Source organism: Brachybacterium fresconis, from assembly GCF_017876515.1.
Classification (GTDB): Bacteria; Actinomycetota; Actinomycetes; order Actinomycetales; family Dermabacteraceae; genus Brachybacterium; species Brachybacterium fresconis.
Window position 1 is genome coordinate 2149992 of the sequence record NZ_JAGIOC010000001.1, and the last position, 12983, is coordinate 2162974.

A 12983-nucleotide genomic window follows, 5' to 3' on the forward strand; every position below is an offset into this window, starting at 1 on the left:
GCCGGTGACGCGACGCCGATGGCTGATGGTGGGGGCTGCGGCCCTGGCCGTCGTTCTCCTGCTCGTGGTCGGCACGTTGGCGCTGCGGCCGCTGCTCTCGGGGCCCGAGAGCGGTCCGGACGGCACCGCCGCCCCCACGCAGCCGCCGGACTCCGAGCGCCTGTTCCTCCCGGGATACGACAGCTCCCCCGGCGGCTTCACGATGACCGATCCGGCGGACGCTCCCGGGAAGACCACCACGGTGCGTCTCGCGCTCGAGGGCGACGCCCAGAGCACCGACCACCAGTTGGGCCTCAGCTTCGATGCCCGCGAGCTCGCGAACCCGATGTGGGATTCCGAGGCCTCGAACCTCGCCCTCACCCTCGGTGAGCTGGAGGAGCCGGCGCTGCGCTTCGGGGGCAACGGCATCGACCGCCACGTGTGGTGGACCTCGTCCGACGAGCCGGCCCCCGAATGGGCCAAGGCGACCGTCACCCCGGAGGATCTCGAGCGCGTCGCCGCGGTCGCCGAGGAGGTCGACGCGAGCGTGACGATCGATCTCGACCTCGGCCACGACGACCCGGCGCGCGCCGCCGACATGGCCGCGCACGCGAAGCAGGCCTTCGGGGACCGGCTGCTGGCGGTCGCGATCGGCAACGAGCCCAACGGCTTCTTCCACGCGAACCAGCCCCAGCTGGCGGTGCGCGACGCGACCTGGGACACCGCGGCGTACCAGCAGGCCTTGAAGGAGTACTCGGCAGCGTTGGAGAAGGCATCACCCGGCCTGCCCGTCTCCGGGCCCGGCGCCTACGACGCCACCTGGTGGCGCGCCTTCGCGGAGTCCGACATCCCGAACCAGCGGGCGCTGAGCCTGCACTGGTACCCGCTGTGGGACTGCGAGGGCCCCGCCTCCTCGATCGCGAATCCCTCCGTCGAGGACCTCACCGATCCGGCTCTGCGGGAGCGCGCCCGCACCATCGTCGGGATGGGCGCCGACGTCGCCGAGGAGCACGACCTGCCGCTGTGGATGGAGGAGACCGGCCCGACGTCCTGCCCCGGCACCAACGACACCTCCCGCACGCACGCGCAGGCGCTGTGGACCGTGGACTATGCGATGACCCTCGCCGAGCTCGGCGTGGAGCGCACGGCGTTCCACTCGACGCTGCAGGCCTGCGACGGCGGAGCCCCGATGAGTCCGATCTGTGCCCGGGGCCCCTATGAGGAGCCCGGCCAGATCGTCGAGGGCCGCACGAGCTACCTCGCCATGATGATGCTGGGCGACCTGCCGGACGGGAGGGTGCTCACGCCGACGGTGAGCGGCGACGGAAAGGTCTCCGTTCACGCGGTGCTGGGCGATGGCGGCGAGCTGACCCTGGTGATGGTCGACCTGCGCGACCCCTCGAACGAGCTGTACAAGGACCGACCGGTCGAGATCAGCGCACCGGAGGGCGCGACGTCGGTCGCCCCCGACGGCTGGGAGCTGACCCACGGGTCGCGGCTCGCCGGATCCTCGCTGGATGCCTCCGAGAGCAGTTTCGACGACCTCGTTCCCCTATCGGGCCAGTTCGCCGGGGCTCGGCTGGACCGAGCGGAGCCGCTGAGCGTCACCACCGAGCCGGGGACCGTGACGATGCTGCGCTTCTCCGTGGCCTCGGGCGCAGGTACGTCCGACGACGGCGGAGAGACACCGTGATGAGAGGGAGCCCTCCTGAAGGAGCTGCCGCCAACAGCGAAGCGGCACCCGGGACAGCGGGCCCATGGCGCATCAAGCCGATGAATCGCCGGCGAACTCCAGGAGTCCTGCGAGTGATCATTGTTCCTACTCAGCGGTCACTTCGGCGACACATGGCCAATTCATGTTGTCTGCGTGACAACCGGTGACGCCGCAGTATCCCACGGGCCAGTGAGGCGATACCGTGTCGGGCAGACTTCCGTCCTCCTCACCCCCGACCCCGCCAGGAGTGCTCGATGAGCCCGAACGTTCCCCTCGATACCGTCAGCGTGATCGGTCTCGGCTACATCGGACTGCCGACCGCCGCGGTCCTCGCGCAGGCGGGCAAGACCGTGATCGGCGTCGACGTCAAGCAGTCCAATGTCGATGCGATCAATGCCGGCACGGTGCCGTTCGTCGAGGAGGGGCTCGAAGCCGTCGTCGCCGGCTGCGTCGCCCAGGGCAAGCTCTCCGCGCAGCTGGATACCCCCGAGGCCGATGCCTACATCGTCTCGGTCCCGACGCCCTTCATGGGTGACCACGATGCGGACCTCTCCTACATCGAGGCCGCTGCTCGCGGGATCGCCCCGCAGCTCTCCGGCGGCGAGCTGATCGTGCTGGAGTCCACCGCCCCTCCCGGAGCGACCGAGCGCATGGCGGAGGTCATCCTCGAGGCACGGCCCGAGTTCACGGGCGAGGCGAACCTCCCCAACTCCCTGTACTTCTCCCACGCACCCGAGCGCGTGCTGCCCGGCCGCATCATGATCGAGATGGTCGACAACGACCGCATCATCGGCGGCATGACCCCCGAGGCGGCGGAGCTGAACCGCGAGCTGTACGCGAGCTTCTGCAAGGGTGAGCTGCTGCTGACCACGGCCCGGACCGCCGAGATGGCGAAGCTGACCGAGAACGCCTTCCGCGACGTGAACATCGCCTTCGCCAACGAGCTCTCGATCATCGCCGACCGCCAGGGCATCGACGTGTGGGAGCTCATCGAGCTGGCCAACCACCACCCTCGCGTGAACATCCTCCAGCCCGGCCCGGGTGTGGGCGGGCACTGCATCGCCGTGGACCCGTGGTTCATCGTCTCCGCCGACCGCCAGCACTCCAACCTGATCCGCACTGCGCGCGAGGTCAACGATTCCAAGCCCGAGCTCGTGATCGAGAAGGTCATGGAGAAGGCGGAGCGCTTCAAGGATCCGACGGTTGCGGCCCTCGGCATCGCCTTCAAGGCGAACATCGATGACCTGCGCGAGTCCCCCAGCCGCAATATCGCAGGCTCCCTCGCCGAGAAGCTCACCGAGGGAAAGGTGCTCGTCGTGGAGCCCAACGTCGACGAGCTCCCCCCGGAGCTCGCCGAGCGCGACAACGTCGAGCTCGCCGAGCTGGACTCGGCACTCGAGCGAGCCGACATCGTGCTGCTGATGGTGGATCACGATCCCTTCAAGGCGCTCGACCGCGACCAGCTGCAGGAGAAGATCGTCATCGACACCAAGGGGCTCTGGCGGTGAGCGAATCTCGCAACGGGCGGACCTGGTGGTCCCGCGGACAGGCTCCCTCGTCGACGGACAGTGCCGCCAGGGTCACCCGCTCCGCGGCCGCCGAGGAGCTCCTGGAGCGGGCCCGTGCCCTCGCGAAGGATCCCTCGTCGTTCGAGCAAGCTCTCGGCACCTACCGTGACGCCGTAGAAGCCTACGACTTCGACGCCACGGTGATGCTCGACTACGCCCGATTCCTGATCCGGAACTCGCGCGGCAGCACGGCCGAGGAGGTGCTCGCCCTCGCTCTCGCACGCAACGGCGCCCTCATCGATGCCCTGGAGATGTACCTCGAACTCGTCCGGGAGCTCGACCTGCCCGCCCACCGCGCGACCTGGGCCCTGAACCAGCTCCGTGCCGATATCGCCGCGAACCCCGCATCGCATCGGGCCGCGCTCGATTATGCGGTCCCGCACCGGATGGTTGACGTGCTCGACACGGTCGGCGCCGGCCCCGACCGCGTCAATCGAGCGATCGTGCAGATCAATCAGGCGTACATGGACGGATCCTTCTCCGAGGCCACCCTCGCTGCAGCGGGCGAGGGCCTGGGCGCGAATGACGTCGTCCGTGCGCATCTGACCGTTGCTCTCGCCCGCGGCAATCGCACCGTCGCGACGGAGCTGCTCAAGAACGCGGATCCCCGCGCCATCCCGCAGAACGCTCTGCGCCGCGCGATCCGTCGCGCACGGGGAGCCGGCAAGGACAAGCAGGTCATCCAGTACGTCGAGGAGTACCGGAAGCTGCTGCCGAACGACGGCTGGGCGAAGCGACTCCAGGACGAGTACCAGCGCAATGCCGTCAGCAACTACCAGCTGGGGCGGACCGGGTTCCCGTTCCCGACAATGCGTTCCAAGCCGTTGTACGAGGCGCAGAAGGACCACGTCTTCTACCTGCTGCACAACTCCCTTCCGCACAACTCCGCCGGCTACGCGACCCGTACCCACGGGCTGCTCTCGGAGCTGAACCGCATCGGCTGGAACGTGGACGGGGTGACGCGGCTGGGCTACCCCTACGACATGCCCGGCAAGGCCGAACTGCCCGACGTCCCCCTGCACGACGTGGTGGGGAACGTGGACTATCGTCGCTTGCTCACCGGGCGTCAGGTCGAGAAGAAGAATCCGCTGTTCTACTACACCGAGCGCTACTCGAAGGCGCTGCTCGAGCTCGCCAAGCAGGAGCGGCCGGCGATCATCCACGCCGCCTCGAATCACTGGAACGGCCTGACGGCGGTCAAGACCGCTCGCCAGCTCGGGATCCCGTCGATCTACGAAGTGCGCGGGCTCTGGGAGGTCACGCGCGGGTCGCGCAATCCCGAGTGGGCCCAGAGCAACATGTTCAAGTACATCGCGCGGATGGAGGCCGACGCCGCCAAGGGCGCGACCCGTGTCTTCGCGATCACCGAGGCGCTGCGCGACGAGATGATCAGCCGCGGCGTGGACGGCGACAAGATCAACATCGTCCCCAACGGTGTCGACACCTCGCGCTTCACGCCGATCCCGAAGGACGAGGAGCTCGCCTCGCAGCTGGGCGTCGCCGGCAAGACCGTGATCGGGTACGTCGGCTCGGTCCTGGACTACGAGGGCATCGAGCTGATGCTCGAGGCGGCCGAGGTCATGAACCGCACACGCGAGGACTTCCACGTCCTCATCGTCGGGGACGGCGCCGAGCTGGAACGCTTCCAGAACTACGTCGAGGAGCACGAGCTCGAGCACGTCGTCACCTTCACCGGTCGCGTGCCTCATGAGGACGTGGAACGCTACTATTCGCTCATCGACATCACCCCGTTCCCCCGGCTCTCGCTGCCGGTGTGCGAGATGGTCTCCCCGCTCAAGCCGTTCGAGGCCATGGCGATGGGCAAGGCCGTGGTCTCCTCCGACGTCGCCGCCCTGAAGGAGATCGTCACCCCCGGCGTGAACGGCTATCTTCATGAGAAGGGCAGCACTGAGTCGCTCATCGAGCAGCTCACGCGGCTGCTCGACGACCCGGAGCACACCCGACTGATCGGTGCACAGGCTCGCGACTGGGTCGTGGAGAACCGCGACTGGAAACTCCTGGCACAAGTAATCGCCAACGAATACTCGCGCGTTGCAAGATAGCCTTTGGTAGGCACATTAATCTGGGGCCGCGAACCAGAAGGCTGACACTGCGTTTCCGCCAGCGACAGGAAGGCTACATTTACTCGTGAGTGGACACGATGGCCAGATCACATCGCCCCCAGCACCAACAGGGACTGACGGGCGGTTCACCTCAGACCTCGCAAAGACAATCTTCACGGAATCAAATCGCCATCGGGCGGATCGTATCGCATTTAATACTGGAACCACGGTCGTATTCTCGAGTATTAACGCCGATTTGATAGCCGAGACGCTTCGCAACACTCCTGCCTTATACTATAAACCTCAGCAGAGAGTTGGCATGCGCTGGCGCGATGTATCGCAATACAAGTTGATCGGAAACCCTCGCAACGCGTTGGAAACAATGAGTGACGGAACCCTCCGGAACCTGACTGCGCAAACATTGTGGCGAACAGCCCACCAAAAGCCTGAACAATTTTCCGTCGCCCTAATCAAATATTTGCGGCACGCGAGTCGGCGATTCGGCAGGAATCTAGACCCGAAACAACTCAAAACAGACCTCACTACGCTACAATCGATTCACATTGACACCCTCAGCGAAGACTTAAGGTATGTGTGCGCCTCTCTAGCCTTGTACATAGAGGCGGCTGATCTAGGGCTCTCCGAAGCTGTTTCCACAGAGACCGGCGAGGAGCTACTCACGTCACTCAAGCGCACTATCATCCCAAGTGACGACCCTTCCATGGTACCGGAATCAGTAGCTAGCAATATTATTTTTGGGAAGCTATACAGTTACACCAATCGCGTGCTCGCGGCCGAACATTTCCAGCGAGCGCGCAACCTGGATTCGGGCAATTTTTTGGCTCGCTTCTATGTCGACCTGGGGGCGAGGACCTACTTTACCGAATCTGACGTTCGCGGCAACGAAGCCAATGCGCGGACCGCCGACATCCTAAAGTCCATAGAGCCCGTAAGCTCCCGGCAACCCACCAACGACACGAGTATCGTCATCTCGGTCGATGCAACCTTTTTTAGAATTTATGCGCCAACATTTTTGTATTATGCGCAACAGCTTCCAGATATTGACCACTCAATCGTCCTGTGCGCCAGCGAAGAGGAAGCTTGGGAACTTTCCGAGGACGGCAATAAACTCCTTCACGCACTAGATGCAGTAAACAACGGCGGAGTGGCTCCCAACGTGCACTATTATCGCGCACCTGTTCCAGAGTTTGCGATCGAACCAAAAACTTTCTATGCTAGCGCCCGTTTCTACGCAGCAACCCTCCTCCTCCAGCGGTACTCTTCGGTCACCCTGCTGGATGCGGATCTAACGGCGGACATTGACCCTCGCCCACACATCCGCAAAACTAAGCGTCACTCGATTGCGGCAGTTAAGAGTGGCGGTTACACTGCGCTATCCCCTTGGCGCAGATACATGGCGGGAAATGTTGTTGTTTCCTCCGGAGATAAATCACATAATGCGCTCTCCGACATGCAACGATATCTCAGTCTTGGGCTTGGCCTTACGGATAATTGGATGCTCGACCAGAACGCGCTAGCATTCACCGTTGAACGAAATCTATCCAGCTTCTATAATCTCGGTGGCGCCCCCCGGCCATACACCCAGAAACCCTTCAGGGAGACTTGGGAGAAGAATTATCGCCGCTCCATTCCCGCCGTCTAACCTGAGTTGGACATCTTTAGTGACCCACGCTCTGGCCGATGCCGAGGACGTTGGTGATCGCTCGGGCGTAGTCGGTGAGCTGGGGTTTAGCAGTGATCTGCTGGCCGGCGACGGTGATCGTGACGTCCTGGAGGGGACGCAGCGTGCGGATGATCTTGCGGATGCTGAACCCGGTCTTGTTCTGTAGGAACCGCGCTATCGCTAGCGCGGTGAATACGATGGTCAGGTGTGCTTCGATGGCGTCGCGTTGGCGATGGAACATGGACCTGGCCTGGAGGTCTGTCTTGCTCATCCGGAATGACTGCTCCACGTGCCACAGCTCGTGATAGCTCGAGAGCGCCTCTGCCGGCGGCATGAACGTGGCGGGGACGTTGGTGACGTAGCCCTTCAGCCCGACGAGTCGACGCGCCCGCTCCAGAGAGGCAGTATCCAGGGTCCGTCCCGCGGCGGTGGTCTTGACGAATCGAGTCGACTTCACAGCTGCGTCACCGTCGATGATCGCGCGGGCTCGGTTCTCCTGCGCAGTGAGGGTGTGTCCGTCTCGCGTCGCACGCTTCTTGGAGTAGGCCCATACCGCTCACCAGTGCCCCGGATACGTCTTCGGCCCCAGACCGGCTCCTTGCGGCCCCGCTTGGTCTCGGTCTTGGTGTTGCCATGACGCGGGGTGATGGTGTCGATCAGCTGGCCGTCCTCGAATGCGTCACCGTTCCAGTGGAAGTGATTGGCCAAGTCATCAGGCGCTTTGGCCTGGCTAGAGCCGACGATGAACCGCAGGCCCGCTTCAGCGGCTCTTCCCGGTTCGTGGTGATGGGGAGCGTCGCGTCGTTGGCGTAGAACGGCTCGTGGTCCTGCTGTGATGGGTGTTGTCAAGACATCCACATTCCAGAGGACCACGAGCCTGTGCACGAGAATACTGGTTCGCAGCGGGATGCTGCGAGCACGATCTTCAACCTGCCCAACTACCGCGTCATCGATGCCGTCGACCTGCCCGATGGCAGCCGGCGGGTGGTGATCGCCTCGACCGTCCCGCCGGGCTGTCCGTCCTGCGGGGCGCTCGCGACGCAGGTCCACTCCCGCCGGATGCAGCAAGTCAGGGACGTTCCCGTCGCCGGGGCGACGGTGGTGGTGTGGGCCAAGCGGCGCTGGTTCTGTCTCGAGCCGGCCTGCGCCCGGGGCACGTTCGCTGAGGCCACCGAGCAGATCCCCCGATACGCCCGCTCGACCACCAGGCTGCGCGATCAAGTCGTCTCGGCCGTGATCACCTCCGGCCGGGCAGCTTCCGAGGTCGCCCGGGCCCACGGCGTCTCGTGGTGGCTGGTCCAGGCCGCCCTCAGCGCCGCTGCCGTGGTCCTGACCGACGTCGAGAAGACGTGCGTGACCCGGCTGGGCATCGATGAGCACCGCTACCGGTCAGTGCGCTGGTTCCGCACCGATCAGGGCTCCTGGAGGCGGTTCGAGCCGTGGATGACGACACTGGTCGACCTGGCCACCGGGCAGGTCCTGGGCATCGTCGACGGCCGCGACAGCGCCACCGTCGGGGACTGGCTCGCCCAGCGCTCCGAGGCCTGGCGGGAGCGGATCGAGATCGTCGCGATCGACCCCTCGGCCGCGTTCCGCAAAGCACTACGGACCTACCTGCCCCGCGCCGCGGTCTCGGTCGACAAGTTCCACCTCGTAAAGCTCGGCAACGACATGGTCACCACCATCAGGCAGCGCCTGGCCCGCACCCACCGCGGTCGCCGGGGCCGCAAGGACGACCCGGCCTGGGCCCACCGGATGCTGCTGCTACGCGGCGGCGACACCCTCACCCCGCGAGCCTGGGAGCGGCTCGAGGACGTGTTCCGCACCGATGACCCCACCGACGAGCTCTCCGCCGCCTGGGGCATCAAGGAGCAACTCCGCCGCCTGCTGGCCACCGACACCCTCGCCCAGGCCTGGGACGAACGGATGCGGATGGGCTACTTCGCCCAGATCGCGAACATGCCCGAGGCGACAAAGCTCTACGACACCGTCGTGGCCTGGTGGGACGCGATCGAGGTCCTCATCGTCACCGGCGCGACCACCGCCCGCGTCGAGGCCGCGAACACCGGCATCAAGAACATCAAACGCACCGGCCGCGGATTCCGCAACGCGGAGAACTACCGGATGCGTATCCTGCTGACCAGCGCCGCGAGAACCGTAGCGTGAACACCCTCCACAGCAGGGTCATTCACCACGAACCGCGAAGAGCCGCTTCAGCGAAGTCGTTCAGGTTCCCAGCGGAGAGCATCCCGGCGTCGGCGACCACGACCATGTCCGCACGGTTGTGGCGGGCTTGGAACTGCTTGATGATCGGGATGATCGTGCGGGTCTCGGCCTTGTTCCCCTCGTAGCAGCCGAACTCCAAGGGGAACCCTTGTCGGTCCACCAGCAGCCCGACCACAATCTGCGGATCCACGCGGCGTTCCTTGCTGAAGCCGACCTTGCGCAGCTCGACCTCGTACTTGGCCTCGAAGTAGAGCGTAGTGACGTCGTAGAGCACCAGGGAGACATCGCCCGTGGTTGAGGCGTGGGTGAAGCAGCGCGTCGCGATCTGGCCTGAGTTGATGCATTTGCTTAGCCCCCCGGTTTCCCGGTGATTCGCTCGATAATCGTGGCGGCGTTCTCGGGGATCTGAGGCGGGATCAGCTGGGTGTGGTCCCCGCCTGAGTTGATGCATTTGCTTAGTGCCCCGATCTCCCGGTGATCTGCTCGATGATCGTGGCGGCGTTCTCGGGGATCTGGGGCGGGATCAGTTGTTTGTGATCGCCGGCTTGAAGGAGCGCGGACTGGATCGGGCGCAGCGTGGTGATGATCCGTTTCAGGCTCAGCCCGGTCTCGTTCTGCATGAACCGCGCGATGGCCAGCGCAGTGAACACGATGGTCAGGTGGGCTTCGATCGCCTCGCGTTGCCGATGGAACATGGGCCTGGCCTGGAGATCGCTCTTGCTCATCCGGAACGATTGCTCGACCTGCCAGAGGTCGTGATAGCTCGAGAGCACCTCCGCAGGCGGCATGACGTCGGCGGGGATGTTGGTGACGTAGCCCTTGAGCCCGACCAGGCCTCGTGCTCGTTCGAGGGACGCCTCATCGAGGGAGCGGCCAGCAGCGGTGGTCTTGACGAACCTGGTCGACTTCACCGCGGCGTCCCCGTCGATCACCGCGCGGGCGCGGTTCTCTTGCGCGGTCAGTGTGTGCCCGTCCCGGGTGGCACGCTTCTTCGAGAAGGCCCAGACCGCGCGCCAATGCCCGGGATGCTCCTCCGGGCCCCAGACCGGCTCCCGCCGGCGCCGCTTCCGCTCCGTCTTGGTGTTGCCGTGGCGGGGCGTGATCGTGTCGATCAGCTGCCCGTCCTCGAAAGCATCCCCGTTCCAGTGGAAGTGATTCGCGAGGTCACCGGGGGCTTTGACCTGCCTCGAGCCGACGATGAACTTCAAACCTGCTTCGTCCAGAGCGGTCAGGTTGGCGGTGGAGAGCATCCCCGCATCAGCGACGACGACCGTGTCCGCGAGATTGTGGCGGGCCTGGAACTGCTTAATGATCGGCACGATCGTCCGCGTCTCCGCATGATTCCCCTCGAAGCAGCCGATATCCAGCGGAAACCGTTCCGGTCCACCAGCAGCCCGACCACGATCCGCGGATCCACCCGGCGCTCCTTGGAGTAGCCAACCTTCCGCAGTCGGTCCTCGTACTCCGCCTCGAAGTAGAGGGTCGTGACGTCGTAGAGGACCAGCGAGACGTCACCGCTGTTGGCGGCGCGTTCAAAGCACTTCGTGGCGATCTGGTCGCGGTAGTACCGGTCCTGGGCCCGGCGGACGTGGCGATAGATCGTCGTGTGATGCGGTGGATCCACACCCAACCCCTCGAGAACGCGGATCGTATCGAGCTTCGACGTCGGCTCCACCAGCCGAGCGAGCACGACTTGCTCGAACACCTCGTCGTCGACGCTCCCGAAGCCCAGGCGCGCATACGCAGCTCTCAGCGTGGACCAGAGCACGTCGCTGGTGGTCCCCACGACGCGAACACCGCTGGGACCTGCTGCGCCGGACGGGCTCGCTGGAGGCGGAGCATCCGGGACGAGCGCGCGCTGCCGCTGCGTGGGTCGGGCAAGCGCGGTATCGGCCCCGGGCCCAACGCCGAGCTCGAGGGCTTCTTGCTCGCCCTGGAGAATCTCGCGGCCACGCTGGACCAGCAATGCGACCTCGACCGGGCTATGGCCAGAGCCGACGTGCTTGATGATCTCCAGCTTCCCGTGTCGCTTCTGGACGACCTGGACCGCAGTCGCTCCCGACCCGGTCCTCACCTTCCGCACGAACGCCACTCCGTTGGTATCCCGAATCCGCCACCTCGACCCACAAACTTCCAGGTCACAGAGTTTCGGATACTCCGATGGCATCACCGTGCATCAAGTCAGGACTGACACACTAAACTTGCGCAACCCAGAACAGAGTCACGCTCACCGGTGACAAGGCCCTTCACTCATAAAAGTCATCGATCGGTCCGACGGGAGCCTCAGTACTACATCGCAGCAAAAGTAGGGTCATAATACGCAATTATTCGCTCAATCAGTCCCGATTCCAATCGCTCATCATCTGGAAGGCCCCAAGCGGCCGCAAAGAGCTTTCGGCTATTCATTGCAGAGTGGGACGCCAGAACCACCGAGAATTCTGCATGCTGCACCGCTGTCCAAGTTCCCATTCGCTGCTCCCAATATACGAGGTCACCAAAATCGGCGTCGAACAGATTTGTGTCATAGTTCCCCCGAGCGAGGTAACTCCGTATAGCAGAACGTGTCGCAACTTCGTATGCCTTACTTGCGGTCTTTCGGACCTCGCCCGCATACAAAGCATAGGCTAGACTCTCTGGTTCTTGCGGCAAATGAGCCTTAACCCGCGAGTTGAAGGGCCCGCGCATTACCTCACCCCCAAGCCCCTTAACAAAGAGACTTCGCTTCTCGAGCAATGGGGCGATTTGCGCGGGAAGCAACGGGGTTCCCCGAGTCAAACCGGTAGCGTTTCGGGCGGCTTCCCTAATTTCATTCGCTTCCGGCGTACTGGGCCTCATGCTCATGTGGACCCACTCGTGTTCGCCACCGAGATAGTCAGCAAGTACCGGGATTCTTGCAGCCTCCTCAGCGGGCATCTTATCCCAGGTAATATATTTCGCCCTTACGCCCAGGCTGTGTAACGTGGCAATGATTGCTCTGGAATCGACTCCGCCCGTCAGCCCTATAACCGGGTTGTATCGTCCGGATAGAAACTTTGCATAGGCTGCAAAGTATTCATCCCACACCTCAATGAGATCCTCAAATGAGCTTGCACGAATCGCTTCGCGCGGCCAGTACCGAGAGGTTGCGCCCGATCGAAGGTCCAACTCATTATTCGGGATCAGATGCACAATTTCGCTGTATGCAGATAAGTCGCCTGGCAGGAAGCGGGTAACCTTCGATCGGTATTCGTCGCTCGCCATGAACCGTTTAATGTCTGGTGACGGGGAAAGAGAATCACAATCAGCTATAAGACTAGAATGTGAAGCGACAATCGGACTCGGTCCAAGCCGATAGAACACGGCTTGGGAGCCAAGCGGGTCGTGCACCACCGCTCCGTCCCTGCCACGCAGGATAAAAATGGCGAATCGTCCAGCCAGACTGTCAAGTGGAGCGCGTTCACCGCTAGCTAGCCGTGCAAGAAGAGTATCAAGTGTTTCACCGCCGTGAGCGACAAAGATATCACCGATAGCCACAATCGTGTGCCCATCAGTCCCTTCGACACGATGAATGGATGATTCGGGGTGAACGAACAATTTGAATCCAGGCGTAAGCAGCCGATTCCAACGGTGAAGAAACGACTGGTTATCCAGTTGGTGGCGGCGGGACGTTAGAATAAACCCGAGGCGGTATTCCAGCATATTCATAAGTTTTGCCTCATTGAATCGTCGATTCGTGCTCTTAGCATCCACTTTTCATACGCCTTGCTCCT

Annotated in this window: 6 protein-coding genes and 3 pseudogenes; 5 read left to right on the forward strand and 4 right to left on the reverse strand. The window is 63.6% G+C overall.

Annotation, left to right across the window (positions count from 1 at the left end; all coding sequences use genetic code 11):
• Positions 1-4: 4 nt before the first annotated feature.
• The 4 genes from JOF44_RS09775 to JOF44_RS09790 all read left to right on the forward strand — a co-directional run bounded on the left by JOF44_RS09775 (position 5) and on the right by JOF44_RS09790 (position 6987).
• Entirely contained in the window at positions 5-1672 is a 1668-nt protein-coding gene (locus tag JOF44_RS09775) for a hypothetical protein (protein WP_342591742.1), read from the forward strand.
• 275 nt (positions 1673-1947) lie between these two features.
• Positions 1948-3201 (forward strand): UDP-N-acetyl-D-mannosamine dehydrogenase, encoded by a 1254-nt coding sequence (gene wecC, locus JOF44_RS09780; protein WP_209890363.1) that lies wholly within the window; start codon positions 1948-1950, stop codon positions 3199-3201.
• Positions 3198-5324, forward strand: coding sequence for a glycosyltransferase (locus JOF44_RS21140; RefSeq protein ID WP_209890365.1), 2127 nt, complete (start codon positions 3198-3200; stop codon positions 5322-5324). The genes wecC and JOF44_RS21140 overlap by 4 nt, the downstream gene beginning before the upstream one ends.
• 784 nt (positions 5325-6108) lie before the next feature.
• A complete protein-coding gene (locus JOF44_RS09790; protein ID WP_209890368.1) occupies positions 6109-6987 on the forward strand; it encodes a hypothetical protein in 879 nt (292 codons plus the stop codon).
• Positions 6988-7003: 16 nt separating this feature from the next.
• On the opposite strand, the pseudogene JOF44_RS20710 reads toward JOF44_RS09790, so the two are convergent.
• Positions 7004-7770: pseudogene (locus tag JOF44_RS20710) on the reverse strand (IS1634 family transposase); the annotation flags it as partial.
• Between the two features lie 117 nt (positions 7771-7887).
• Here JOF44_RS20710 and JOF44_RS09800 point away from each other — a divergent pair.
• Positions 7888-9174 (forward strand): ISL3 family transposase, encoded by a 1287-nt coding sequence (locus tag JOF44_RS09800; RefSeq protein WP_209886266.1) that lies wholly within the window; start codon positions 7888-7890, stop codon positions 9172-9174.
• A 37-nt stretch (positions 9175-9211) separates the two neighbouring features.
• Here the strand turns inward: JOF44_RS09800 and JOF44_RS09805 are convergent.
• The 3 genes and pseudogenes from JOF44_RS09805 to JOF44_RS09815 form a co-directional block, all read right to left on the reverse strand.
• Positions 9212-9559: pseudogene (locus tag JOF44_RS09805) on the reverse strand (IS1634 family transposase); the annotation flags it as partial.
• A 130-nt stretch (positions 9560-9689) separates the two neighbouring features.
• Positions 9690-11326: pseudogene (locus JOF44_RS21250) on the reverse strand (IS1634 family transposase).
• A 197-nt stretch (positions 11327-11523) separates the two neighbouring features.
• Positions 11524-12918: a hypothetical protein gene (locus JOF44_RS09815; RefSeq protein WP_209890374.1), complete on the reverse strand. Its 1395-nt coding sequence runs from the start codon at positions 12916-12918 to the stop codon at positions 11524-11526.
• Between the last annotated feature and the right edge of the window lie 65 nt (positions 12919-12983).